23 protein-coding genes are annotated in these 25498 nt (G+C 68.9%); 10 read left to right on the plus strand and 13 right to left on the minus strand.

Annotated features, from left to right (window positions below; all coding sequences use genetic code 11):
• Window position 1 precedes the first annotated feature (1 nt).
• The 6 genes from ABC319_RS12890 to ABC319_RS12915 all read right to left on the minus strand — a co-directional run bounded on the left by ABC319_RS12890 (window position 2) and on the right by ABC319_RS12915 (window position 8714).
• A complete protein-coding gene (locus ABC319_RS12890; RefSeq protein ID WP_413070612.1) occupies window positions 2-1654 on the minus strand; it encodes an AMP-binding protein in 1653 nt (550 codons plus the stop codon).
• Window positions 1594-3225 (minus strand): carboxylesterase/lipase family protein, encoded by a 1632-nt coding sequence (locus ABC319_RS12895; protein WP_413070613.1) that lies wholly within the window; start codon window positions 3223-3225, stop codon window positions 1594-1596. Before ABC319_RS12895 ends, ABC319_RS12890 begins: the two co-directional genes overlap by 61 nt.
• Complete coding sequence (locus ABC319_RS12900; RefSeq protein ID WP_413070614.1) at window positions 3222-4562, minus strand: spinster family MFS transporter; 1341 nt, start codon at window positions 4560-4562, stop codon at window positions 3222-3224. Before ABC319_RS12900 ends, ABC319_RS12895 begins: the two co-directional genes overlap by 4 nt.
• A gap of 3 nt (window positions 4563-4565) precedes the next feature.
• Complete coding sequence (locus tag ABC319_RS12905; protein WP_413070615.1) at window positions 4566-6896, minus strand: TonB-dependent receptor; 2331 nt, start codon at window positions 6894-6896, stop codon at window positions 4566-4568.
• Window positions 6897-7091: 195 nt separating this feature from the next.
• Window positions 7092-7778 carry a TetR/AcrR family transcriptional regulator gene (locus tag ABC319_RS12910; RefSeq protein WP_413070616.1) on the minus strand — a complete coding sequence of 229 codons (687 nt, stop codon included), beginning with the start codon at window positions 7776-7778 and terminating at the stop codon, window positions 7092-7094.
• Between the two features lie 12 nt (window positions 7779-7790).
• A complete protein-coding gene (locus ABC319_RS12915) occupies window positions 7791-8714 on the minus strand; it encodes a LysR family transcriptional regulator (protein WP_413070617.1) in 924 nt (307 codons plus the stop codon).
• Window positions 8715-8808: 94 nt separating this feature from the next.
• Between ABC319_RS12915 and ABC319_RS12920 the strand changes: the two genes are divergently transcribed.
• From ABC319_RS12920 to ABC319_RS12940, 5 genes are read left to right on the plus strand one after another with little or no spacing between them, the layout of a single operon-like run.
• Entirely contained in the window at window positions 8809-9978 is a 1170-nt protein-coding gene (locus ABC319_RS12920; protein ID WP_413070618.1) for an isovaleryl-CoA dehydrogenase, read from the plus strand.
• Window positions 9979-9984: 6 nt separating this feature from the next.
• Window positions 9985-11580: a carboxyl transferase domain-containing protein gene (locus tag ABC319_RS12925; RefSeq protein WP_413070619.1), complete on the plus strand. Its 1596-nt coding sequence runs from the start codon at window positions 9985-9987 to the stop codon at window positions 11578-11580.
• Window positions 11581-11585: 5 nt separating this feature from the next.
• Complete coding sequence (locus ABC319_RS12930; RefSeq protein WP_413070620.1) at window positions 11586-13439, plus strand: acetyl/propionyl/methylcrotonyl-CoA carboxylase subunit alpha; 1854 nt, start codon at window positions 11586-11588, stop codon at window positions 13437-13439.
• Window positions 13439-13891 (plus strand): MaoC family dehydratase, encoded by a 453-nt coding sequence (locus ABC319_RS12935; protein WP_413070621.1) that lies wholly within the window; start codon window positions 13439-13441, stop codon window positions 13889-13891. The genes ABC319_RS12930 and ABC319_RS12935 overlap by 1 nt, the downstream gene beginning before the upstream one ends.
• Window positions 13888-14748 carry an HpcH/HpaI aldolase/citrate lyase family protein gene (locus ABC319_RS12940; protein WP_413070622.1) on the plus strand — a complete coding sequence of 287 codons (861 nt, stop codon included), beginning with the start codon at window positions 13888-13890 and terminating at the stop codon, window positions 14746-14748. The genes ABC319_RS12935 and ABC319_RS12940 overlap by 4 nt, the downstream gene beginning before the upstream one ends.
• Window positions 14749-14756: 8 nt before the next feature.
• On the opposite strand, the gene ABC319_RS12945 is transcribed toward ABC319_RS12940, so the two are convergent.
• Window positions 14757-15866, minus strand: a complete 1110-nt coding sequence (locus ABC319_RS12945; RefSeq protein WP_413070623.1) for a helix-turn-helix transcriptional regulator — start codon at window positions 15864-15866, stop codon at window positions 14757-14759.
• Between the two features lie 269 nt (window positions 15867-16135).
• Here ABC319_RS12945 and ABC319_RS12950 point away from each other — a divergent pair, with 269 nt between their 5' ends.
• The gene (locus ABC319_RS12950; RefSeq protein WP_413070624.1) at window positions 16136-16948 is read left to right on the plus strand and encodes a DUF72 domain-containing protein; all 813 of its coding nucleotides are present in this window, start codon (window positions 16136-16138) and stop codon (window positions 16946-16948) included.
• A 5-nt stretch (window positions 16949-16953) separates the two neighbouring features.
• Here ABC319_RS12950 and ABC319_RS12955 read toward each other — a convergent pair whose 3' ends face one another.
• The 3 genes from ABC319_RS12955 to hemC are packed head-to-tail and all read right to left on the minus strand — an operon-like array spanning window position 16954 to window position 19631.
• On the minus strand, window positions 16954-18036 hold the full coding sequence (locus ABC319_RS12955) for a hypothetical protein (RefSeq protein WP_413070625.1): 1083 nt from the start codon (window positions 18034-18036) through the stop codon (window positions 16954-16956).
• A gap of 33 nt (window positions 18037-18069) precedes the next feature.
• Entirely contained in the window at window positions 18070-18723 is a 654-nt protein-coding gene (locus tag ABC319_RS12960; protein ID WP_413070626.1) for a uroporphyrinogen-III synthase, read from the minus strand.
• Window positions 18720-19631: a hydroxymethylbilane synthase gene (hemC, locus tag ABC319_RS12965; RefSeq protein WP_413070627.1), complete on the minus strand. Its 912-nt coding sequence runs from the start codon at window positions 19629-19631 to the stop codon at window positions 18720-18722. The genes ABC319_RS12960 and hemC overlap by 4 nt, the downstream gene beginning before the upstream one ends.
• Before the next feature lie 53 nt (window positions 19632-19684).
• Here hemC and tsaD point away from each other — a divergent pair, with 53 nt between their 5' ends.
• The 4 genes from tsaD to nth are packed head-to-tail and all read left to right on the plus strand — an operon-like array spanning window position 19685 to window position 23074.
• On the plus strand, window positions 19685-20710 hold the full coding sequence (gene tsaD / locus ABC319_RS12970) for a tRNA (adenosine(37)-N6)-threonylcarbamoyltransferase complex transferase subunit TsaD (RefSeq protein ID WP_413070628.1): 1026 nt from the start codon (window positions 19685-19687) through the stop codon (window positions 20708-20710).
• Window positions 20707-21684: an NAD(P)H-dependent glycerol-3-phosphate dehydrogenase gene (locus tag ABC319_RS12975; protein ID WP_413070629.1), complete on the plus strand. Its 978-nt coding sequence runs from the start codon at window positions 20707-20709 to the stop codon at window positions 21682-21684. Before tsaD ends, ABC319_RS12975 begins: the two co-directional genes overlap by 4 nt.
• Window positions 21681-22409, plus strand: coding sequence for a 4-hydroxy-tetrahydrodipicolinate reductase (dapB, locus tag ABC319_RS12980; protein ID WP_413070630.1), 729 nt, complete (start codon window positions 21681-21683; stop codon window positions 22407-22409). Before ABC319_RS12975 ends, dapB begins: the two co-directional genes overlap by 4 nt.
• Window positions 22406-23074 (plus strand): endonuclease III, encoded by a 669-nt coding sequence (nth, locus tag ABC319_RS12985; protein WP_413070631.1) that lies wholly within the window; start codon window positions 22406-22408, stop codon window positions 23072-23074. Before dapB ends, nth begins: the two co-directional genes overlap by 4 nt.
• Here the strand turns inward: nth and ABC319_RS12990 are convergent.
• Genes ABC319_RS12990 through purE form a run of 3 tightly spaced genes read right to left on the minus strand, consistent with a single transcriptional unit; the run spans window position 23025 to window position 25260 of the window.
• Window positions 23025-23708 (minus strand): peptidylprolyl isomerase, encoded by a 684-nt coding sequence (locus ABC319_RS12990; protein ID WP_413070632.1) that lies wholly within the window; start codon window positions 23706-23708, stop codon window positions 23025-23027. The two genes, nth and ABC319_RS12990, sit on opposite strands and share 50 nt — an antisense overlap.
• Window positions 23705-24784, minus strand: a complete 1080-nt coding sequence (locus tag ABC319_RS12995) for a 5-(carboxyamino)imidazole ribonucleotide synthase (RefSeq protein WP_413070633.1) — start codon at window positions 24782-24784, stop codon at window positions 23705-23707. The genes ABC319_RS12990 and ABC319_RS12995 overlap by 4 nt, the downstream gene beginning before the upstream one ends.
• On the minus strand, window positions 24781-25260 hold the full coding sequence (gene purE / locus ABC319_RS13000; RefSeq protein ID WP_413070634.1) for a 5-(carboxyamino)imidazole ribonucleotide mutase: 480 nt from the start codon (window positions 25258-25260) through the stop codon (window positions 24781-24783). The genes ABC319_RS12995 and purE overlap by 4 nt, the downstream gene beginning before the upstream one ends.
• Window positions 25261-25498 lie beyond the last annotated feature (238 nt).

Genomic DNA, 25498 nt, shown 5'->3' on the forward strand with positions numbered 1-25498 from the left:
GTCAGGCCATCGGCGCACGACCATGTTCGTCGCGCAGCCGCAGCTTGTCGATCTTTCCGGTCGCCGCGAGCGGCATCGCGGCGAGACGGACGATCGCGTCGGGGATCCACCACGACGCCACCCGGCCGCGCAGCGCCGCCAGCAGCGTTTCGTCGGCGACATCCTCGCCCTCGCGCAGCTCGACGACCAGGATCGGGCGCTCTCCCCATTTCACGTCGGCGCGCGCGATGACGGCGGCGAGCGACACCTGCGGCATGGCACTGACCACGCCCTCGATCTCGGCGGGGTTGATCCATTCCCCGCCCGACTTGATCAGGTCCTTGGCGCGGCCGGTGATGAACAGGTTTCCGGCATCGTCGATGCGCGCCAGATCGCCGGTCGGGAACCAGCCCGCGGCATCGGTCGCCGCGTCGTCATGGCCGAAATATCGCTCGACCACGGCAGCGCCGCGGACGCGCAGATGCCCCTCGACGCCGCGTTGTTCGAGCAGGGCCGCGCCGTCGATGTCCGTCAGCAGCAGGTCGACGCCGATCGCGGGGCGCCCGGCCGACGCCGCGGACCGCGCAGGGTCACCCGGCACCGCGAAGGTTCCCGAGGGGGAAAGTTCGGTCATGCCCCAACTGGTCTGGACGGTAGCGCCCAGCCGCTGCTCCAGCCGGTCCATCAGCGCCGGCGCCATCGGGGCACCGCCAACGATGATCCGCTTCAGGCCGGGCACGTCCTCGCCGGTTGCATCCAGATGCTCCACCAGACCCAGCCATACCGTCGGTACGCCGACCGCGATGGTGACCGCCTCTTCCCGGATCAGCCGCGCGAGACTGGCGCCGTCGATCTGTCGGCCAGGCAGCACCAGCTTGCCGCCGACAGCGGGCACGGCGAACGGCAGGCCCCATGCATTGGCATGGAACATCGGTACCGCCGCGAGCACCGCATCGGCGTGCGAGATCGCCATGACATCCGCCTGCAGCATGCGGAGCGTGTGCAGGAAGCTGGAACGATGCGTGTAGGTGACGCCCTTGGGCGCGCCCGTGGTGCCCGAGGTGAAGCACAGCCCCGACGGCGTACGCTCGTCGAAATTGCCCCATGCCGGCGTCGGGCGATCATGGTCCAGCAGATCGTCGAGCACCTGGATGACCAGCGTGCCGGATTCTGCCGGTGGCACCGGGCCATCGATCACGAGCAGCCGATCGACGGTCGCCGCCAGCGCCGCGATCTCGCGGGCGAGGGGAAGAAGGTCGCCGCCGACGATCAGGATGCGGGCTTCGGACTGCCGGATCATCGCCGCGAGTTGCACGGCCGTCAGGCGGGGGTTCAGGGTATGACAGGCGGCCCCGATCCCCATGATCGCATACCATGCCTCGACATGCGCCTGCGTGTTCCAGGCGAGCGTCGCGACACGATCCCCGACCCCGACCCCGTAATCGGCGAGCAGGGCCGAGACGAGCCGCGCCCGCCGTTCGAGTGATGCGTAGCCGGTCCGCCCGGCCGTGCCCGCCGCCCCTGCGGTGACCACCTCCGCGGCGGGATGCCATTTGGCCGCGTGATGCAGGAAGCGATCCAGCGTCAGCGGGTAATCCTGCATGCTGCCGTCGATCATCGACACGATCCCGCCCTGACCAGGATCGGGGAAGCGACGCCGGTGTTCCAGTTCCATGGCTGGTCCCCCGCCGCGCGCCGGCGACAGGTGGCGGCTTCGTGGAGCGCGTACATGTTGGGGAGCAGATAGGTGCCGGGCCGCGGCTCCTGCGCGAAGGCCATGTAGTTGGCCTGATCGCCATAGGGCTGCCAGTCCGGGGCGCCGGGCGCCACCGGCGTGCCGGTGCGCGCGAAGGATGCCCAATAGCCCATCATGGTGCGCGACAAGGCCCGCTCGCGCGGGGTATCGGGCACCTTCGGCCAGGCGGCCGGCATGTCGCCTGCCGTCCCGAAGACATACGGTATCTCGGCGGCATGAAAGGCGTGCAGGCCGTTGTCGTCCGCGGCCGGATAGCCATGATCGAAGAAGTAGAGATAGGATCGTTGGCCGGCGACGGTCTGCTTGATCGCCAGCCGTGTCGCGGTCCAGCCGTACATCGCGTCGCGGGTCGTCGCCAGCATGCTGCTGGCGATGTCGGCGGACGGATAGAGGCCCAGGAACGCGTTGCCGAGGTCGCGGTAACGATCCCGGATCGTCGCCTCGTACGTCGCGGCGTTCGCCGGCGCGGGGGGCAGGAGGAAGCGCAGCGAGCGAATCTCGCCGGCGTTGAAGCCGGCCAGCACGGGCACCGGTGCCTGCTCGCCGCGGTCGAATGTGTCGACGAGCTGCCTCGGCAGCGTCTTGCCGTCCACCGTTCCCCACGGGATGTATCCGGCGGCGGCCGCCTTCTGCACCAGCGTTTCAGCGGGCAGGGCGCGCAGGGCGGCAAGGTCCGGCGCGCCCATGGCGGTCGCCAGGCGGACGCCCTCGGCCTCGGCCGATGGCATGCCGTGCGCGGTGGTGCGCAGCTCCGGCATCGACACCATATAGGCGCTCTGCGCGATCGCCTTGTGGAACAGCCCGCGCGCCGGCGGCGCGGCCATCAGATAGGTCGTGCTGAGCGCGCCGGCCGACTCACCAGCGACCGTGACGTTGTCGGGATCGCCCCCGAACGCGGCGATGTTGCGTCGGACCCAGCGCAGGGCGGCGATCTGGTCGAGCAGGCCGTAATTGCCCGACACCTTGTCGCCGGACTCGGCACTGAGGGCGGGATGCGCGAGGTAGCCGAGGATACCGAGGCGATAGTTGATCGTGACGACGATCATGCCCTGTCGCGCCAGGCGGGCGCCGTCGAACATGGACTCGTGGCCGTATCCCGCGAACAGGGAGCCGCCATGGATCCAGACGAAGACCGGCAGCTTGCCCCGCTTCCTGGGTGCCCAGACGTTCAGGACCAGGCAGTCCTCGCCCATGCGCTTCGGTGCGTCGGCGTAGATGCTGCCGGGCCGCGGCAGCGGCTGGACGCAGGCGGCGCCGAACTCCCGCGCCTGGCGGACGCCCTGCCAGTCGGGCATGGGTGCGGGCGGACGCCAGCGAAGCGGGCCGGTCGGCGGCGCAGCGAACGGCACGCCGCGGAAGATGTCGAGGTCGCCGGCGCTTTCGCCCTCGATCCCGCCAGCCGGGGCCATGACGACCGGGCGGGTCGCGGCGGGTGCCGTGCCGGCGACGAGTGCGGCGATCGCCGCACCGAGCAGGATGTTGCGCATCATCGCACCTCGATTGCAGGATGTTCGCGCCGGATGGCTCGCGCGAGGGCGAGGAACAGCAGCACCGCGACACCGTAGAACGGAAGGATGGTGTAGAAGGCCATCTGCAGCGGGTTGCCGTAGCCCGCGACCTTGAACCAGTCGCTGGCGGCACCGAGATAGGTGGGGCCGAGGCCCAGGCCGATCATGTTCATGACCAACAGCAGCAGGGCACCGGCCATCACGCGCTGGTTGGGCCGCACTTCCTCCTGCACCAGCGCGACCGCCGGCGAGAGATAGAAATAGTTCAGCGCCATGGGGAGGACCAGCAGCACCATGGCCCATCGCCAGCCGGGCGCGGCGACGAAGCCGACGAAGAACGGAGCGGCCACGATCAACGCGATCGCCGGGATCAGGGCGTAGACGCGCTTGTCCCGACCGGCGAAGCGATCGACGAGGCGGCCCGAGGCGAAGATGCCGCCGCCCATCGAGACGAGCACCAGCAGCGCATACCACAGCGCGACCTGACGCAGCGTCATGCCCTTTTCCTCCATCAGGAACAGGGTCGTGAAGTTGGCGGTCGCGTAGGTGATGAACTGGTTGGCCCCGGTCGCCAGCGCGGTCAGACGCAGGACGGGGCGGGCGAAGAACATCCGGCACGTGGCCACGAACGGTGCCTTTTCCGGTGCCGCGTGGGGAACCGCAGCGGCCGCATCGCCGTCCAGTCCGCCGCGGACCGGTTCGCGGACCGTCACGAAGACGAGCAGCGCGGTTGCGACGCCGACGATGCCGAGGACGATGAACGCGTCCCGCCAGCTATAGGCCGCGGCGATCGAGGCGCCGAATGCGACGCCCAACGCGTTGCCGATCGGCGGTCCCAGATTGTAGATGCCGAGCGCGGTGCCGCGCGTGCCCGGCCGGAAATAATCGGAGATGATCGCGTAGGATGGCGGCACTCCGCCGGCCTCGCCGACGCCGACCGTCATGCGCGCGGTCGCCAGCTGGCCGTAATTGGCAGCCAGCCCGCACGCGGCGGTGGCCGCGCTCCACAATGCGCAGGCGAGCGAGACGACACGGACGCGGTTGGTCCGATCCGCGAACCAGGCGACGGGCACCGAGATGATGCAGTAGAACAGCGCGAAGTAGAGCCCGCTGATCAGCCCGATCTGCCCGTGCGTCAGGCCGAGTTCGTCACGGATCGGCTTCGCCAGGATCGCGAGCAGCTGGCGATCGAGGAAGTTGAGCACGTAGACGAAGCAGAGGACCGACAGCACGAACCAAGCCCGAGCCGTCGTCCGTCCGGTATCCGCCCCGGCGCCCGGCACGGACAGGTCGGCCGGATGCGGAGATGAGGTCGCCACCGGTCAGATCCCGTAGGCGAGGCGGATGCCGACCGTCCGCGGGCGGAGTGTGCCGATGCGGCTGGCGAAGAACGCCTCGGGATGGATGTACACGGCCGAGTGGTTGTCGGTCACGTTCTCGACGTACAACTGGCCCGTCCAGTCTCCACGCGCGATGCCGAGGCTGAGGTTCAGGTTCACATACTCGTCCGTCTCGCCAAAGGTCGGCAGGCGCGCGCGGGGATTGCCCGGCACGTTGGGGAACGAGCTGTTGTACGATCCGACATACTGGGCGTTTACCGCTGCGGTGGCGCGGGTACCGGAGCCGATGTCGAACCCGTAGGCCAGATATGACGATCCCTGGAGACGCGGCGCCGACAGCCGGTGGCCGAGCACGGCGCCGGAGATCGCCGCTTCGGCAGCCGTCAGCTCGGTAATCTTGGCGTCGTTGTAGGCGGCGTTCAGGCCGAGCGTGACTCCGGTCGCCGGAATGACCGCCGTCTCGACCTCGAACCCGCGGCTGCGTGCCGCACCGATGTTGGTGGCGAACTGTACCGAGTCGGAGATGCGGTTCGCCTGGACCTGGATGTTGCTCCAGTCGATCCAGTAGGCGGCGGCGTTGATCGTCACGCGGCCGTCGAGCCAGCGGCCCTTGGCGCCCACCTCATAGCTTTTCAGGTCGTCCGACGAGGCGCCGGCGGGAATGACGATGTCGCTGGCGTTGACGGTGCTGACCCGCCCGGCGAACGCGTTCACCACCGGCCCGCGATAGCCGGTCGCGAAGGTAGCGTAGGTGGTGATGTGCTCGACCGGCTTGAAGCTGGCGCTCGCCTTGTAGGACGGCTTCGATCCCTTCGCCTTCACGCCCGTCACCGCAGTGTACGGGGTCAGGGTCAGCCGACCGCGACGTCCGGTGAGGGCCGCGACGAAATAGTTGCTGTTGTATCCGCCCGCTTCGGTGAAGCCCTGAGCCGTGATCCGGCCATAGCGCAGGCCGCCGGTCAGCCAGAAACGGGGCGTGAAGCGGAACGTCACCTCGCCGAATCCGGCCAATTCGGAGCTGTTCTGATAGGTGTACTGTTTTTGGTAATATTGATCGGGCAGCCCGGTGATGCCGCGTGCCTGAAGGAACGGCAGCGACGAGCGGTAGAAATAGTCCACGTCGCGGCGACGGTTCAGGTAAAAGCCGCCGACGACGAACTGCAGCGGGCCATCGAAGGTTGATGTCAGCCGCGCCTCCTCGACGAAGACCTTGTCATAGCCGTTGGCGTCGAGGCCGAAGGCGATGGCGCCGCCGAAAGTGTTGGCCAGATCGGCGTAGAAGCGCTGCTTGAAGCGCGAATAGGTGCTGGAGCTCGTCAGCTTGGCGAAATCGAAGTCGTAGTCGATCGTGCCGTTGACGATCGTCTGCTTGCCGGTGAACCGGTCCGGCTGGTCGGAGATCCGCTTCTCGCGGCCGAGCGACGGGCTGGTGAGCGACGAGTCCTTCGGATCGCTGTCCTCGTAGGAGCCGAGCAGCCGGATCGACAGGCGGTCGGTCGGCTTCCACAACGCGATGACCCGGCCGCCGTAATCGACCAGCGTATTGGAATTGTGCACGCCGGTGCCGACGTTATCGAGATATCCCTCCTCGTGACGGTAGAAGCCGACCGCGCGGACGGCCAGCTTGTCGGTCACCAGCGGCACGTTGACCATGGCGTTGTAGCGCTGTCGGAACGAATCCGATCCGGTCAGGCCCAGATCGACCAGCGCCGAGGTGTCGAAATCGTTCAGATCGGGGCTCTTGGTCAGGATCCGCATTGCACCCGACAGCGATCCCGATCCGAACAGCGTGCCTTGCGGCCCGCGCAGGAACTCGACCCGCTCCACATCGAACAGGTTGGGATCGACGACGGTGGTGTTGCCGATCGTGGAGACGGGCAGCTCGTCCAGATATACCGCGACCGTGCTTTGCAGATTGGCGCCGTAGCCGTTGGTGGCGATGCCGCGAACGGTGAAATTGTTGAAGTTCTGCGTCGGGCGATTCAGGATCACGCCCGGCGTCTCGCGCGCGACACCCTCGAAACCGACGATGCCTTTGCGGCTGAGTTCGGCCTGCTGGAAGGCGGTGACGCTGATCGGTACATCCTGGATGCGCTCTTCACGCCGGGTGGCGGTGACCACGATCTCGTCGTTCTGCACCACGTCGCCGTCCCGCTCTCGATCTGACCGCGCGGTCTGTCCGGACTGGTCGGAGGTCGTCTCGGCAGGCGGAGTAGCGACCGGCCCCGGTGCGCCGCCATCCTGGGCGTGGGCCGGCACGGCGGCGATCGAAAGCGCGACCAGACCCACCGATGCGTACAACAATCCCCGCATACTCTCTCTCCTGTCGGTCCGGCTGTTCGCGCCGGTTCCCTGATCGTGATTTGACAGGACTTGATTGCCTCTGTCAACACTCACTATCGCAATAGTGAACGTTTTAATTCGGGCACAAGCGGATGGCTGTGGATCAGCAGTACGGACAGACTGGAACGCGTGAAGGAGCTTCGGCGGGAGGCGGTCGGATGGGCGCTATGTTCGGCACGGACGACCGCAGATTTCCCTGAAGCCCGCGGCCATGAACTGCGCCATGCGTTGCTTGACCGCGACGAAGTCGTCCGAGCGGCAAAGCCCGCCGGACAGCTTGTCGATGCGGCCCGTCCGCGCGAGGGTCAGCATCAAGGCCCCCGTGACGAAGTGGTACCCCCAGAAGATGTCGTCGCGCGCGCAGTCGGGCATCGCGCTCTGCAGGATCTCGATGAGGCGCAGGACGACCGGGTCGAAATAATCGTCCATCATGTCCGCCCCCCATTCGGGCGTGTTCGCCACCTGCGCGCCCAGCGCGGCATAGTTCTTCCAGCGTTCGCCACCCTGGATGTAGAGATCGAGATCGGTGTCGAGAAAGGCGTGCAGAGCGCCCTCCACGGTCGGTGAACCGGCACTGGCCCGTTCATACTCGTCCAGCGCGCGCATCCGGGTCTCGCTCGAGACGATCGCCCGCCGCGCGAACACCTTGTCGAACAGCTCCTTCTTGTCCTTGAAGTAATAACTCAGGAGAGTGCGATGGACGCCGACCCGGACCGCGACGTCGTTCAGGGTCACGCCGTTCAGTCCATGTCGCGAAAAGAGCTCCTCCGCGACATCGAGGATCTGCTCGATCATCTCGGCGCGCTGCTCTGCCTTTCGGGTCGCTCGCTTGACTGGCTTCGGCTCGTTCACGCGCATTCCCTGTCAGGAATGGCGTTCCGCCGTCAAGAATGGAGCCGAGACGAGCCGATCGTCCTGGATCGCCGTTGCCGCGGCGAGGAGCGCATCGACGATCCGGCTGGCGGCCGCAATGTCGGGATCGCTGTGTGCGGCGAAGACCAGCCCGATGTCGCGCGTGAAGTCGAAACCCTCCAGCGGCACGCGCACCACGCCCGGCTCATGGAAACCGTCCGGCATGACCGTCACGCCCAGTCCGGCGCGCACGTAACCAAGCGCCTTGTCGTCGCTGGTGGTGCGGGCGGGGAAGAAAGGCCGGATGCCGCGTGCCGTGAAGAAGCGGCTGGTGTCGGGCAGCAACTCGCAATGCCGCCGCAGGATCATGGGATCGTCGGCAAGTTCCTCTGCGCGGATGCTGTCACGCGTGGCGAGCGGATGGGCCGCGGCGAGCGCCAGTGAATAGCCTTCGGTCAGGATGTGACGTCGCAGCGCCGGCGGATCGTCGTCGCGGACGATCATCAACGCGGCATCGATCCGGCCGCGGGCCAGCCGGCTGCGCAGGTCGCGTTCCTTCCCCTCGACGATCTCGATGCGCATGCCGGTACGATAGGATCGATGTTCACGAAGAAAATTCTCTATCCAGCGACCTGCCATGGTCGCCAGGACGCCCAGGCGGAGGGTGCGCGACCGGACCGTGTCGATGACTTCCCGCTCCGCCGCGGCGAATTCAGATTCGATCAGGCGGGCATGGGACAGAAGCCGAACGCCCGCATCGGTCAGCTCGACACGGCGGTTGGTGCGGTTGAACAGGGGCCGCCCCAGCGACTTTTCCAGCTTGGCGATCCCGACGGAGAGTGTCGGCTGCGACACGTTGCAGGCCGCCGCCCCTCGCGAGAAGTTGCCGGTATCCACCACGGCCATGAAATAGCGCAGGTGATAGCGATCGATCATAGACGGTCTCTATGCACTTCTTCCGCGCCTTTCAATTTTGCAGGCTGGTCGTGCCGGTCTAGAACCCGTTACAACGACGAACGGGAGAGTGACATTGGCCGACCTGGACTTCTGTCTCGGCGAGATGGCGGACACGATCCGCGACACCACGCGACGGTTCGCGCTGGACCGGATCGAGCCGATCGCGGCGCGGGTCGATGCCGAGGACAGCTTTCCGCGCGACCTGTGGCCCGAGATGGGCGCGCTGGGCCTCCACGGCATCACCGTCGAGGAAGCGGATGGCGGCCTTGGCCTCGGTTATCTCGAACATCTGATCGCGTGCGAGGAGATCAGCCGCTCGTCGGCGTCGGTCGGGCTCAGCTATGGTGCCCACTCCAATCTGTGCGTGAACCAAATCCGCCGCTGGGGTAATGCCGAGCAGAAGGCGCGGTATCTGCCGAAGCTGATCTCCGGCGAGCATGTCGGCAGCCTGGCGATGTCGGAGGCGGGCGCCGGATCGGACGTGGTGTCGATGAAACTGCGCGCCGACAAGGTGGATGGCGGCTGGCGACTGAACGGCACCAAGTTCTGGATCACCAACGCCCCCTATGCGGACACGCTCGTCGTCTATGCCAAGACCATCGCCGATGGCGGATCGAAGGGGATCACCGCCTTCCTGATCGAGAAGGATTTCGGCGGCTTCTCGATCGGGCAGAAGATCGACAAGGTCGGCATGCGCGGCTCGCCCACCGCAGAGCTGGTGTTCGACGACTGTTTCGTCGCCGACGAGCAGGTGATGGGGCCGCTGAACGGTGGTGTCAAAGTGCTGATGTCGGGGCTGGATTACGAGCGCGTCGTGCTGTCCGGCATCCAGCTGGGGATCATGCAGGCCTGCCTCGACGTCGTTCTGCCCTATGTCCGCGAGCGCAAGCAATTCGGCCGGCCGATCGGCGAGTTCCAGCTGATGCAGGCGAAGGTCGCGGACATGTACGTCGCACTGAATTCGTCCCGCGCCTATGTCTATGCGGTCGCCAAGGCGTGCGACGCCGGCCGCACCACCCGGTTCGATGCGGCAGGATGCATCCTGCTCGCCTCCGAGAACGCGGTGAAGGTAGCGGGCGAGGCGATCCAGGCGCTGGGCGGCGCCGGCTATACCAAGGACTGGCCCGTCGAGCGGTACTGGCGGGATGCCAAGCTGCTCGACATCGGGGCGGGCACCAACGAGGTGCGGCGGATGCTGGTCGGTCGCGAGCTGATCGGCCACGACGCACCGAAGGCGCAGTGAAGGCCGATGGCGACCATCACGACCAATGTCGATGCAGGGTCCGACGTCTTTCGGGCCAACGCCGCCCATAACGGCGCGCTGGCGGAAGCGCTGCGCGCGACCGTGGCAAAGACTGCGCTGGGTGGATCGGAACAGCACCGCGCGCGGCACGTCGCGCGGGGCAAACTGTTGCCGCGCGACCGGGTCGAGCGGCTGCTGGATCCCGGCTCGCCGTTCCTGGAGATCGGGGCGCTGGCCGCCAACGGCATGTATGATGACGGGGCGCCCGGAGCCGGCGTGATCGCCGGCACGGGCCGGGTATCGGGGCGCGAGTGCATGATCGTCGCCAACGACGCGACGGTGAAGGGCGGCGCCTATTTCCCGATGACGGTGAAGAAACACCTGCGCGCGCAGGAGATCGCGCGCGAGAACCGGCTGCCGTGCATCTATCTGGTCGACAGTGGCGGCGCCAACCTGCCGCATCAGGCGGAGGTGTTTCCCGATCGCGAGCATTTCGGGCGCATCTTCTTCAACCAGGCGCAGATGTCGGCGGAGGGCATCGCCCAGATCGCGTGCGTGATGGGCAGCTGCACGGCCGGCGGTGCCTATGTTCCGGCGATGTCGGACGAGACGGTGATCGTGCGCGATCAGGGAACGATCTTTCTGGCCGGACCGCCGCTGGTGAAGGCGGCGACGGGTGAAGTGATCTCCGCCGAGGAACTGGGCGGAGCCGAGACGCACGGGCGCAAGTCCGGCGTGGTCGACCATGTCGCCGAGAACGACGAGCATGCGCTGCTGATCGTGCGCGACATCGTCGCCACGCTGAACCGGCCCAAGATGGTCGATATCGAGATCGTCCCACCCCGTCCGCCGAAGCTCGATGCGCAGGAGCTGTACGGGATCGTGCCGCAGGACGTACGCGCGCCGTACGACGTACACGAGGTGATCGGGCGGATCGTCGACGGATCGGAGTTCCACGAGTTCAAGCCGCTGTACGGCACCACGCTGGTCTGCGGGTTCGCCCGGATCTGGGGCATGCCCGTCGCCATTCTCGCCAATAACGGCGTGCTGTTCTCGGAAAGCGCGCTGAAGGGCGCACACTTTATCGAGCTGGCATGCCAGCGGCGGGTGCCGCTGCTGTTCCTCCAGAACATCTCGGGCTTCATGGTCGGCGGCAAGTATGAGGCGGAGGGGATCGCCAAGAACGGGGCCAAGCTGGTCACCGCCGTCGCAACGGCGTCGGTGCCCAAGATCACCGTGCTGATCGGCGGCAGCTTCGGGGCGGGCAATTACGGGATGTGCGGGCGCGCCTATTCACCCCGCTTCTTGTTCACCTGGCCCAACGCCCGCATCTCGGTGATGGGCGGCGAGCAGGCGGCCAGCGTGCTGGCCACGGTGCACCGCGATGCAGACAGCTGGGCGCCGGAGGAGGCCGAACGCTTCAAGGCACCGGTCCGGCAGAAGTACGAGGACGAAGGCAATCCCTATTACGCCACCGCGCGGCTGTGGGACGATGGCATCATCGATCCTGTCCAGACGCGCGACGTGCTGGGCCTCGCCTTCTCCGCCACGCTGAACGCGCCGATCCCTCAAACGCCGAAGTTCGGCCTGTTCCGGATGTGACGGCCATGATGAACAGCCTTTTGATCGCCAATCGCGGCGAAATCGCCCGCCGCATCATCCGCACCGCGCAGCGGCTCGGCATCCGCACCATCGCCGTCCATTCCGACGTCGATGCGGGCATGCCGTTCGTCCGGGAGGCGGACGAGGCGGTGTGCATCGGCACGGCAGCGGCGACCGACAGCTATCTGCGGCAGGATCGCCTGCTGGAAGCGGCGTGGGCCACCGGCGCGGAGGCGATCCATCCCGGCTACGGCTTCCTGTCGGAGAATGCGACGTTCGCCGAGGCGGTGATCGCGGCCGGGCTGATCTGGGTCGGCGCGCCGCCCGCCAGCATCCGGGCGATGGGGCTGAAGGATGCGGCGAAGGAGCGCATGATCGCGGCGGGCGTGCCGGTCACTCCGGGATATCTGGGTGCGGACCAGTCCCCCGAGCGATTGCAGGCGGAGGCCGACACGATCGCCTATCCGGTGCTGATCAAGGCGGTGGCCGGCGGCGGTGGCAAGGGCATGCGCAAGGTCGACGCCGCGGCCGATTTCGCCACCATGCTGGAAAGCTGCCAACGCGAGGCGGCGGCCTCGTTCGGCAACACGCAGGTGCTGATCGAGAAGTACATCCTGTCGCCACGCCATATCGAGGTGCAGGTGTTCGGTGACATGCACGGGCAGGCCGTCCACCTGTTCGAGCGCGACTGCTCGCTTCAGCGGCGTCATCAGAAGGTGATCGAGGAGGCACCCGCGCCGGGCATGGACGCGGCGACGCGCGCGGCGATATGCGACGCGGCGGTTCGCGCCGCGAAAGCGGTCGATTATGTCGGCGCCGGCACGATCGAGTTCATCGCCGACGGATCGGACGGGCTGAGCGCCGACCGCATCTGGTTCATGGAGATGAACACGCGGCTGCAGGTGGAGCATCCCGTGACCGAGGCGATCACGGGCCAGGATCTGGTCGAATGGCAATTGCGCGTCGCCTCTGGCGAGCCATTGCCCAAACGGCAGGACGAATTGTCGATCGACGGCTGGGCCATGGAAGCGCGCCTTTATGCCGAGAACCCGAGCAACGGCTTTCTGCCCTCCACCGGGCCGCTCGACCGGCTGCACTTTCCCACCGGGCTTCGGATCGACAGCGGCGTGGAGGAGGGCGGCGAGGTGACGCCCTATTACGATCCGATGATCGCCAAGCTGATCGTCCACGGCACCTCACGACATCATGCAACCGCGAAGCTCGCGGCGGCTGCGCGTGGGACGCAGGTATGGCCGGTCAGGACCAACGCCGCCTTTCTGGCGCGGGCGGCGGCGCACCCCGACTTCGTCGCCGGCCGGGTCGACACCGGTTTTATCGAGCGGCATGCGGACGCGTTGATTCCCGCGGCCGAGCCATCCGCGGCGGTGCTGGCGGCAGCGGCGGCGGCGATACTGCCGGCCATGGCGGGCGATCCGTGGACCGACCTGCGCGGGTTCCGCGCCAACGCCGATCCGTCGCCCCAGGTCGAGGTGGAGGTCTCCGGCAAGCCCTATCTCGTCCGCGACGCAGCGGCCGGGGACGCGATGATCGCGAACGACGTGCTGTTCCTGGACGGCGAGGCATGGTCATTCGGTCCGCGCCGGGCGGACCATGCCGGCGGTGGCGGTGAGGGCGATGGCGCGATCCTGTCGCCGATGCCGGGCCGCGTATTAGCGGTGCTCGTCGCGGCGGGGCAGACGGTCGCCAAGGGCGAGCGCATGCTGGTGCTGGAGGCGATGAAGATGGAACAGGCGTTGCTGGCGCCGTTCGACGGCGTAGTTGCCGAGCTGAAGGTCAGCGAGGGTGCGCAGGTGCCCGAGGGCACGCTGCTGGCACGGATCGCCAGGGGGGAAAGCTGATGGCCGGACGCTGGTTCGACGAGTGGCGGGTCGGTGATCGGATCGTCCACGAGATCCGCCGCACGGTGACCGAGACGGACAATCTGCTGTTCTCGACGATGACGCACAATCCGCAACCGCTTCACATTGATGCGGAGGCGGCGCGCGCCAGCGAGTTCGGCCAGATCCTGGTCAACGGTACCTTCACCTTCGCGCTGATGGTCGGTCTTTCGGTGAGCGACACGACGCTGGGCACGCTGGTGGCCAACTTGGGATACGACAAGCTGGTGATGCCCAAGCCGGTATTCCTGGGCGACACGCTGCGCGCCGCTTCGGAGGTGGCGGAGCTGAAGGACAGCCGGTCGCGTCCCGAGGCGGGGATCGTCACCTTCACGCATCGCCTGCTGAACCAGCGCGACGAGATCGTCTGCCAGTGCCTGCGCAGCGCGCTGATCAGGCGGTCGCCGGCATGATGCTGCGATCGCTGCTGTTCGTGCCGGGCGACCGGCCGGAACGGTTCGACAAGGCCGCCGCCAGCGGCGCGGACGCGCTGATCCTCGACCTGGAGGATTCGGTCACCGCGGCGGCGAAGGATGCGGCGCGCGAGGCGGTGGCCAATCGCCTGAGAGGCAAGCGGGACGGCGCGATGCTGTTCGTCCGGGTCAATCCGCTGGATACGGGATTGTGCGAGCAGGATCTCGACGCGCTACGCGGCCTGTCGCCTGACGGCGTGGTGTTGCCCAAGGCGGAGGGCGGTGCCAGCGTCCGTCGATTGGCGGAGCGGATGGCAGCCGTGTCGATCGACGCACCGGTCCTGCCGATCGCGACGGAAACGGCGGCGGCCGTGTTTCAGCTCGGCAGCTATGGTGGAAGCGGATGCCGGCTGGCCGGGCTGACCTGGGGAGCGGAGGATCTGCCCGCCGCGATCGGCGCCGCCACCTCGCGCGAGGCGGATGGCCGCTACACCGCTCCCTACGAGATGGTGCGATCGCTGACGCTGTTCGGCGCGCATGCGGCAGGAGTGGCGGCGATCGAGACGGTCTATCCCGCCTTTCGCGATGAGGAGGGGCTCGAGACGTATGCGCGGCGGGGTGCGCGCGACGGCTTCACGGGCATGATGGCGATCCATCCGGCGCAGGTGGCGGCGATCAATGCTGCCTTCACGCCCGATGCCGCGCAGATCGCACAGGCCCGCGCGATCGTCGCCGCCTTTGCCGCAGCGCCGGATGCCGGGGTACTGCAGGTCGACGGGCGGATGGTGGATGCTCCCCATCTGAAGCAGGCCCGGACCATCCTTGCTCGCGCGGGGGAGCCGCCGATGCCGCGCTGACCGTCAGGTCAGGCGGCGTGGAACAGGAAGTCACCGCGTACCGCGCGTTGGTAGCGGATGACGAGCTGGATCAGGTCCGCCTGTCGATGCGTGTCGGTCTTGGCGAAGACCTGCTTCAGATAGGCCCGCGCCGTATCGGGCTTGATCCGCATCTCGAATGCCGCCTCGCTCAGCGTCGCGCCGGCGACGAGCCGAGCGACCAGCTGGGTCTCCACCGGTGACAGGCCGTGTAGCTGGCATATCACCTCCACGCCGCGCAGCCCGCTCAGCTCGGGACGCATGACGTAGACGATCGCGGCGGCACCGCCCTCCGCGCTTTCCGCCGCGGCGGGGGCGATGACGGCGATGAGGGGGCGGTGCTGGTCCGGACGGTCGAGGAGCAGCATCATGCTGTGCCGGCTGGGTTGTCCCGCTTCTGCCGGCAAGGTCAGGACATGGTCCAGCGAGGCCTGGAAGCGGATGGCATCCTGATAGCGGGTCGGGCGCAGCTGGTCGCGGCGCAACTCGATACCGTCGCGGGTTGCCAGGATCGCCTGTGCGGCCGGGTTGCTGAACAGGACGCTATGATCCGCGCGGACGACGATGATCCCGCACTCGCTCTGGTTCATCGCGGCTGCCAGCAAGCGCTGTCGTTCCGCCGTGGCATCGCAGGCCAGCCAGGTGTCGTGCATCGCCCCGGCTGCGGCGGCCAGACCCGGCGCCATCGCCATGACCCGGTCGGTCGCATCGGCAGGCTCGATCGAACGCGCGTCGAACACCAGCATCAACTGGCGCAAGACACCGGGAACCGACGCGTCGAGTGCCAGGCAGCGATGGGCCGGGACTGCTGCATCGCGCAGCCAGGCGTGGCCGCGACTACCCGGCGCGGGCGCGGCGGCCAGCGACAGCGTCAGGGCAGCATCCGCCGCTGCGTCTGTCCAGGCCCGGCCGTGTATCCGGCGCTCACCGTCGCTCTGCTGATCTTCCACGACAAGGCAGCCGGCGACAGCCCCGATCGCGCGACAGATGCCGTCGACGAAGCGGGTCAACGCATCGTTATCGGCCGCCTTCCTCGCTGCATCCACGCGGTCCGTCATCCCCACCATCACGGGCCGCGTGGCAAGATCGATGTCTGGCATCGTCATCCTCCCGTTTCGATACCCCATCCGCCCGATTACCGGTCTACTTCCCCACGGACGGTGAAACACTAATGCAAGTCAATGTAAACAGGACGAGACGGAACACGTCGCCGCGATGCGGCGCCTACCCGGGTTAGTATGTAAGAGGCGCAAGCGCTTACCGTCCCATCGCGGCACACGGATCTGCCGAATTTTCTTCAAATCAGCTCTTTCGCCTACCTGTATCGATGCCACTTTCGGGCCGGCCCGAGCGGTCGTACACCGGGCGGATGACGGAGTCCGAACAGCAGCATGGCACCATCCGCGTCGGCATCGGCGGCTGGACCTATGAACCGTGGCGCGGCACCTTCTATCCCGAAGGGCTGACCCAGAAGCGGGAGCTGGAATATGCCGCCGGCCACCTGACTGCGATCGAGGTCAACGGCACCTATTATTCCAGCTTCAAGCCCGCAACGTTCGCCGGCTGGGCGAAGCAGGTACCAGACGATTTCGTCTTCACGCTGAAGGCGGCACGCTATTGCACGAACCGCAAGGTGCTGGCCGAGGCGGGCGAGTCGATCGCGCGGTTCGTCGGTCAGGGTATTGTCGAGCTGGGTGACCGGCTGGGACCCATCCTGTGGCAGTTCGTGGCAACGAAGCGGTTCGAGGCGGACGATTTCGCCGCTTTCCTCCGCCTGCTGCCTGCGGCGCAGGACGGGGTGTCGCTGCGCCATGCCGTGCAGGTGAGACACGACAGCTTCGCCGATCCGGCCTTCGTCACGCTGTGCCGTGCGGCGGGTGTGGCGATCGTATTCGCCGACTCGACCGACTATCCCGCGATCGCCGACATCGCCGGCGATTTCGTCTATGCGCGTCTGGAAGCGGGCGTCGAGGAGGAGCCAGCCGGCTACGCCGCCGCCGCACTGGACGACTGGACCCAGCGGGCGCGGGAGTGGGCTGCCGGCGGCTCACCCGACGGACTGCCCTATGTCGCGGATGCGGCGGACCGGAAGCCGCGCGATACCTTCGTCTTCTTCATCAACGGCGCCAAGGTTCGGGCGCCGCACGGCGCACAGGCACTGATCGAGCGGCTGAAACGCTGATCGCGTCAGGGGTGCAGCATCGCCCCCACCCCGCGCATCGCGGACCACAGTGTCGCGATCCTCGCCACATACGGCACGCGGGCGAGCGAGACGTCGACCGGGCCGAGCGAGACCGACAGCGGATCGGCTACAGTCCGGCCGGTCCGCTCGCGATCGTCGGCGTCGCCGTCGATCACCGCGGACGGATCGTCGGACGTCGGTGTGGTCGTGATCGGCGGTGTGCTGCGTGCCGGCTGCTGCGTGCCTTGCGCCTGACCCAGGATCGCCGCGGTCTCGATCATGTCGAGTGCCTGATGCGCCAGCGAATAGCGTCTCGCCGCTGCCAGCCAGGCGTTCGCCTGCCCGGCACCGGGTAGCCGCGCCACCTCCGCCCGGGCCGCATCGACGCGACCATCGTCGAGCAGCCGGCGGGCACGCGCGAGCCGGTCGACCGGGGCGGTGGAGGGGGTGCCCTCCTCCCGCAGCACGACCAGATGGCCGAGTTCGCGACGTACCTGGGTCAGCCAGCCACTCTCACCGCCTGCCTGCAGGGCCGGGGCGATGGCATCCAGCCCCTGACGCAGGTCCTCGGTCGTCACCGGGGTACGCGCGGCCTGGATCACCACCGCGACGGCACGGGGTTGCGCGGTCACGAAGCGGGTGCGCAGCTGTTCCTCCAGATACCCCAGCCCGGTTCCGCGATCGATCGCGCGGCGCGCGGCGAAGGCGACCATCAGCGCCTCCGCCCGTGTCGCCTGCGTTCCCGCTGCCGCGGCATCGGTCGCGACGGCCGCGGCGCGCGCCTCGAGCGCGGCCAGCTGCGCCGCGAGCGCCGCCTCCCGCGTGACGAGCGCCGCCGGATCGACGGCAGGCGCGTCGCCGCCGACACCGAGGGGCTGGGCGGGCGTGAAGCCGGGTGCCTCGCTGCCGGCGGGCGACTTGGCCGAACGGTCGGTCAGGTGAAGCGCGCCGCCCCAGTCGTAACCCTGCCGCATAGCATAGGCCACCACCATGCCGCCGACGACAAAGGCCAGGACCAGCATGAGCGCGACGATCGCCCAGCGGCGAGGGCGCGGCGGCTGGGTGCTGTAAGGCGCGTGACTGCTCATCGGCGGCGTTTATCCTCGCACCGGCGGGCGCGGTCAATCGGCCAGCTGCACTGCCACCATGATGAGCGCCGAGTCGTCCGGTTTGGCGACGGCGGCGACCCGCTGCCAACCGCCGCCGGCTGCCGCCGCGATCGCCGGGGACAGCGCCGCCAGCCGCATCGTCGCTCGTGTGTCTGCGGCGACCAACGCGGCCAGTCGGTGGGCTGCGCGTGCGGAATGGAGCAGTGCGACGCTGCCCGCCAGCCGGTCGATCGTGGCCGGATCGACCGGCAGCACCTCGGCGGCATAGACCGCCACCGATGCCACGCCGGCGATCGACAGCCGCTCGCGCCCGCCGAGATGGAGCAGGCGGATGCCGGGCGGGATCGTCGCGACGAGCGTTGCAGCATCGGCGGATCCGACCGTCGCGACGTCGAATCCCGCGCGCCGCGCCGCGACCGCGGTCGCCTCACCCACGGCATGGACGGGAAGCGAGGCCAGCCCGGTCAGGCGCTCGCCGCCTTGCCGGAACGTGTTGGCGCTTGTCACCAGCAGAGCGTCGATCCCGTCGAGTGGCGGCGGTGTCCATGGCACCGGGCCTACCGCGAACAGCGGCAGGCGGATCGCCGTGCTGCCCGTCGCCTCGATCGCCGCGGCGGTGCGCGCGTTGCCCGGTTCGGGCCGCAGCACCGTCAGCGGACGGCTCACGCGCCGAACAGCTGCCGCACCGACGCCGGTGCTCGCGCGAGCAGATCGGCCGCGAGACGTGCACCGAGCTCGTCGGTGACCACGCCCTCGACCAGACCCTCCACCCGCGCCGACCCATCCTCCGCCAGCAGCTCGCCGCGCAGCACCAGCGTCTCGCCGGCAAGGCTGGCCAGCGCGGCGACGGGAGAGTGACAGTCCGCCTGCAACGCCGCGAGGAGCGATCGCTCCACCGAAACGCAGGCATGGGTCGGCGCGTCGTCGATCGCGGCGATCAGCGTGCCGGTGCCCGCATCGTCCGCCCGCACCTCGATCCCGACTGCTCCCTGTGCCGGCGCCGGCAGCATCACGTCGGTGGCGAGGGGATGACCGACGTCGCCGCGGCCGAGGCGATCGAGCCCGGCAGCCGCCAGTAGCGTCGCATCGACATCGCCGGCCGCCAGCTTCGCGAGCCGCGTTTCCACATTGCCGCGCAACAGCACGATACGCAGATCAGGCCGCGCCGCGAGCAGTTGCGCGCGGCGACGGGGGCTGCTGGTGCCGATCACCGCGTCTGGTTTCAGCGCCGCGACACTGCTGGCGCCGATCAGCCGGTCGCGCACATCCGCGCGCGGCAGCATCGCTGCGATGCGGATCGCCGCGGGGCGCACCGTCTCGACATCCTTCATCGAGTGGACCGCCGCATCGATCTCGCCCGACAGCAGCGCGCGATCGAGTTCCTTGGTCCAGAGTGCCTTGCCGCCGATTTCCGTCAGCGCGCGGTCCTGCACCCGGTCGCCGGTGGTGCGGATCACGACGAGATCGACCGAATCATCCGTCCAGCCATGCGCCGCGCACAATGCCGCCCGCACCATATTCGCCTGCGTCAGCGCCAGTGGCGATCCGCGCGTTCCCAACCTCATCACAGCCATGCCGCTGCCTAGCGCGTCTTGGACAAGGCGAGCAACCGGCCTACAAGCCGGGGATGCTGATCCTGGGTCTCGAATCCTCGTGCGACGAAACGGCTGCGGCGTTGGTAACCGGCGACCGGCAGGTGCTGGCGCACCGCCTGGCCGGGCAGGAGGCGGCGCACGCACCCTTTGGCGGGGTAGTGCCGGAAATCGCCGCGCGCGCGCATGTCGAGGTGCTGGCTCCGCTGGTCGAGGCCGCTTTGGCCGATGCGGGCGTGAGTTTGGGGCAGGTGGATGCGATCGCGGCGACGGCAGGGCCGGGGCTGATCGGCGGCGTCATGGTCGGTCTGGTCACCGGCAAGGCGCTGGCGCATGCGGCGGGCAAGCCGCTGATCGCGGTCAACCATCTGGAAGGGCACGCGCTCAGCCCGCGTCTGTCCGATCCCGATCTCGATGTCCCCTATCTGCTGCTGCTGGTGTCCGGCGGTCACTGTCAGTTGCTGCTGGTCGAGGGGGTCGGCCGCTATCGCCGGCTGGCGACGACGATCGACGACGCGGCGGGCGAGGCGTTCGACAAGACCGCCAAGCTGCTGGGCCTAGGCTTTCCCGGCGGGCCCGCGGTGGAGCGTGCGGCCGCGGCCGGCGATCCGTTTGCCGTGGCGCTGCCCCGCCCGTTGAAAGGGTCGACTGAGCCGCATTTCTCCTTCGCCGGATTGAAGAGCGCGGTGGCGCGGGCGGTGGACAGCCATTCCGCCGAGGATCTGTCGGCCTCGTTCCAGCAGGCGGTGATCGATTGCCTGGTCGATCGCACGGCGCGGGCGCTGGCCGCCGCACCTCAAGCAGCGACGCTGGTGGTTGCCGGTGGGGTGGCCGCGAATGCCGCTGTCCGGGGCGCGTTGCGGTCGTTGGCGACGGCGCACGGTCGCCGGTTCGTCGCGCCGCCCCTGTGGCTTTGCACCGACAACGCCGCGATGATCGCCTGGGCGGGCGTCGAGCGGTTCGGCGCGGGTTTGACCGATCCGCTCGATGTCGCCGCGCGTCCGCGCTGGCCACTCGATCCGGCTGCGGAAGCGGTCCGTGGCGCGGGGGTGAAGGCATGAAGATCGGGGTCCTCGGCGGCGGTGCCTGGGGTACGGCGCTGGCGCAGGTCGCGGCGTTCGGCGGACGCGACGTCATGCTGTGGGCGCGCGAGCCGGAAGTCGTCGACGCGATCAACCGGGACCACGTCAACACGCTCTACCTGCCGGACATCGCACTGTCGCCGACGATCCACGCCACGGCCGACACGCGCGATCTTCGCGACGTGGCGGCGTTGCTGGTGGTGGTGCCGGCGCAGCATGTCGGCACCGTCCTCGCGCAGATGGATCTGGGCACCCAGCCGCTGGTGCTGTGCGCCAAGGGGATCGAGGCGGGCACCCGCCGCCTGATGGGAGAGGTGGCGCAGGCGATCCATCCGGCCGCGCCGATCGCGGTGCTGTCGGGGCCGACCTTCGCGTTCGAGGTAGCGCGGGGACTGCCGACCGCGGTCACCCTGGCCTGTGCCGACGATGCGATCCGTGCCGCGCTGGCCGAGCGCCTCGCGGCCCCGCATTTCCGCCCCTATGCCAGCAACGACGTGATCGGCGCGGAGATCGGCGGAGCGGTGAAGAACGTGCTGGCGATCGGTTGTGGTGTCGTCGAGGGGGCGGGACTGGGACAGAATGCGCGCGCCGCACTGATCGCGCGCGGGTTCGCCGAAATGACCCGGTTCGGACTGGCACGCGGCGCGCGGGCGGAGACGCTGGCGGGGTTGTCTGGGCTGGGCGACCTGGTGCTGACCTGCTCGTCGACCAGCAGCCGCAACTTCTCGCTGGGCGTCGGGCTGGGCCGCGGCGAGTCCGCGACGACCCTGATGGCCGATCGGCGCACGGTGGCGGAGGGCGCGTTCACCGCGCCGGTCCTGCGCCAGGCCGCGGCCGACGCTGGCGTCGACATGCCGGTGTGCGAGGCGGTGTGCCGGCTGCTGGAGGGAGCGGCGGTGACAGAGGTGATCGGCGCCCTGCTGGCGCGACCGCTGAGGGAAGAGGGCGCATGACCGCGATCGGCATCTATGGCAGCAGCGGGCGGATGGGGCGCGCCATCGCCGACGCGATCGCGGTCGCGGGCGGTACCCTGGCGGGTGGCGCCGACGCGCGGGACGATCCGGCGCCGCTCGCACGGTCCGCCGACGTGCTTCTCGACTTCTCCACCGCGTCGGGTGTCGAGGCCCATCTGGCCGCGGCACGTGCCGCCGGAACGCCGATCGTGATCGGCACCACCGGCCTGTCGGCGGCGCAGCACGCGCTGATCGACGCGGCGGCGGCGGATATCGCGGTCCTGCAGACCGGCAATACCTCGCTGGGCGTCACGTTGCTCGCGACGCTGGTGCGCGAGGCAGCGGCACGGCTGGGGACGGACTGGGACATCGAGATCGTCGAGATGCATCACCGCCACAAGCTGGACGCGCCGTCCGGCACCGCATTGCTGCTGGGCGAAGCGGCGGCGGCAGGGCGGGGATCCGCCCTGTCCGAACTGCGCGTCGACGAACGGTTCGGACTGGTCGGCGCACGGTGCGAGGGGACGATCGGCATGGCGGCGCTGCGCGGGGGATCGGTGGTGGGCGACCACACCGTCATCCTGGCGGGCGAGGGGGAGCGGATCGAACTGGGTCATTATGCCCAGGACCGGTCGATCTTCGCACGCGGGGCGGTGAAGGCGGCGCTCTGGCTGGCCGGGCAGCCGGTGGGGCGGTACCGGATGGGCGACGTGTTGGGCCTGTGAAGAAGGCGGACGTCTTCGAATTCTATCGCCGGCTGGCCGAAGCGAACCCGCATCCGGAAACCGAGCTGGCGTATCGCAACCCGTACACGCTGGTCGTCGCGGTGGCGCTGTCGGCGCAGGCGACGGATGCGTCGGTGAACAAGGCGACGCGGGCGCTGTTCGACGAGGTCGATACGCCCGCCAAGATGATCGCGCTGGGGGAGGAGGGGCTGAAGCGGCATATCCGCACGATCGGCCTGTTCAACAGCAAGGCGAAGAACGTCATCGCGCTGAGCCGCATGCTGATCGACGACCATGGCGGCGAGGTGCCGCCGGAGCGGGCGGCGCTGGAGCGGTTGCCGGGGGTGGGGCGGAAGACGGCGAACGTGGTGATGAACGTCGCGTTCGGGGCGGAGACGTTCGCGGTCGACACCCACATCTTCCGCGTCGGCAACCGGACCGGGCTGGCGCGGGGCAAGACGCCGCTGGCGGTCGAGCTGAAGCTGGACAAGGCGACGCCGCAGCCGTTCCGGCTGCATGCCCACCACTGGCTGATCCTGCACGGCCGCTACATCTGCAAGGCGCGGCGACCGGAGTGCTGGCGCTGCCCGGTCGTCGACCTGTGCGCCTACAAGCTCAAGACGCCCGCACCCGCCGTGCCGTCAGGATCTTCACCGGCGCCGTGAGGATCTGCCCGCGCATCGCCGCGCCACCGGCGGTCGGCGAGGTGGGGGCGGCAAGGATGCGGCGGACGATATCCATCCCACTGATAACATGACCGAAAACCGCGTAGCCCAGCTTGTCGCCGGTGGCCGCGGTGTTGGCGTCGAGCGTCGGGACCGAGCCGATGACGATGAAGAAATCGCCGCGGCCGCTGCCCGGTTCGGCCCGCGCGAGCGAGATGGCGCCGTCGTCATGGGTGAGGCCGGTCTTCGCGGTCGATTCGTGCGGGATCGGCGGGAAGATCAGGTTCGTTCTGTTGCGCACACCGCCCTGGACCAGCCCGGCCGTCTCGCCCAGCTTCATCGCGCGGTAGAAGGCGGTGTTGTCGAACCGCTTCGCATCGACATAGCGCAGGAAATTGGCGACCGTGACGGGCGCCTTGTCACGTTCCAGTTCGATCAGCACCGGACCGAGCGCGGTGACGATCGTCACCCGCACCGTGCCGGGCCGCGGTGCCGGCGGGACCACCGGCGCGGGCGTGGCCGCGGGCGCAGGGGCAGCAGGCACAGGGACAGCAGGCGCGGCGGCGGGTGCCGCATCGGGCGCCTGCGCCGGCGCGGCGAGGATGGCGAGCGCGAGGGCGGCGAGGTGGATCATGCGGACACCGTGCGTTCGATGGTGGTGACATGGCCCATCTTGCGACCGGGACGTGCGGTGCCCTTGCCATAGAGATGGAGATGCGCGCCCGGCTGCGTCAGTGCGGGCGTGCCGTCGTCGTCGCCGATCAGGTTGCGCATCGTCGCGCGGTCGCCGGTGAGCGCGGTGGAGCCGAGCGGCAGGCCGCAGATCGCGCGGACATGGTTCTCGAACTGCGACGTCTGCGCACCCTCGATCGTCCAGTGGCCGGAATTGTGGACGCGCGGCGCCATCTCGTTGAACACCGGTCCGTCGGCGGTCGCGAAGAATTCGCAGGCGAGGACGCCGACATAATCCAGCTCAGCGACGATGCGTGCGGCGAGATCGGCGGCGGCGGCGACCTGGGCCAGTACCGGTGCCGGCGCGGGGACGGTGGAGGTGCGCAGGATCGCGTCGCGGTGGACGTTCAGCGGCGCGTCGTAGCGGAGGGTGGCGCCGTCGATCCCGCGCGCGGTGAGGATCGAGAATTCATGTTCGAACGCGACGAACGCCTCCAGCACGGCGGGGCCGCCGATCGCCTCCCACGCCGCATCGGCATCGGCGGGGGTGTGGAGCCGCACCTGACCCTTGCCGTCGTAACCAAAGCGGGCGGTCTTGAGCACCGCCGGCGTGCCGACATGCGCCAGCGCGGCATCAAGGCTGGCGCGATCGTGGACCGGCGCCCAGCGGGCGGGACGGCCGCCCAGCCCCTCGACGAAGCGCTTCTCGGCCGCGCGGTCCTGCGCGACGGCGAGGGCGCGGGGGTGCGGGTGGACCGGCACGCGCTCGGCCAGCCACTCGACCGGCTCGCACGCCACATTCTCGAACTCGTAGGTGACGACGTCGCACGCCTCGGCGAAATCGGCGAGGACGATGCGGTTGTGGTAATCGGCGCGGGTCATCACCGAGGCGGTCTGCGCGGCCACGCTCTCCCGGTCGGGGGCCAGGACATGGGTGCGGTAGCCGAGCTGCGCGGCGGCGACGCCCAGCATGCGGCCGAGCTGGCCGCCGCCGAGGATGCCGATGGTCGAGCCGGGGGGCAGCGGCGAGCGTGTCATCCGGCGGGGTCCGTCGCCACGCCGTCGGTCTGTGCGGCGCGCCATGCCTTCAGCCGGTCGGCCAGCGCATCGTCGGCCGTCGCGAGGATCGCGGCGGCGAGCAGGCCGGCGTTGATCGCCCCCGCCTTGCCGATGGCGAGCGTGCCGACGGGCACGCCGCCGGGCATCTGGACGATGGAGAGCAGGCTATCCATGCCCTTCAGCGCCTTCGATTCGACGGGGACGCCCAGCACCGGCAGGTGGGTCATCGATGCGGCCATGCCGGGCAGGTGAGCGGCACCGCCGGCCCCGGCCACGATCACCTTCAGCCCGCGATCGGCGGCACCGGTGGCGTAGTCGTAGAGGCGCTGCGGCGTGCGGTGGGCGGAGACCACTTTGGTCTCGTAGCCGACACCCAGCGCGTCCAGCGTCGCGGCGGCGTGCCGCATCGTGTCCCAATCGGACGTCGAGCCCATGATGATGCCGACCTGCGTCATGGCCGGCGGTTAGCGAGGGTAACGCGGCGTGGCAATCGGGAGAGGGCGGCTGCCGGCGAATGTTGAGGAAGTTGCGACATGCGAGCGTCTCCGGCCGATCGCCGCCGATCGGCGGATCGGGGTGGGATGCCAGCGTTCGCCGTGGCTTGCACGGGATCGCTGGCGCGAGAGTCGAGGTGTCGTCCGGCGCGTGGCGAACGGCAAAGTTTCGACAGTGAAGCTGTCGCAATCATCCCGG

The organism is Sphingomonas phoenicis (genome assembly GCF_047238005.1).
GTDB lineage: Bacteria > Pseudomonadota > Alphaproteobacteria > Sphingomonadales > Sphingomonadaceae > Sphingomonas.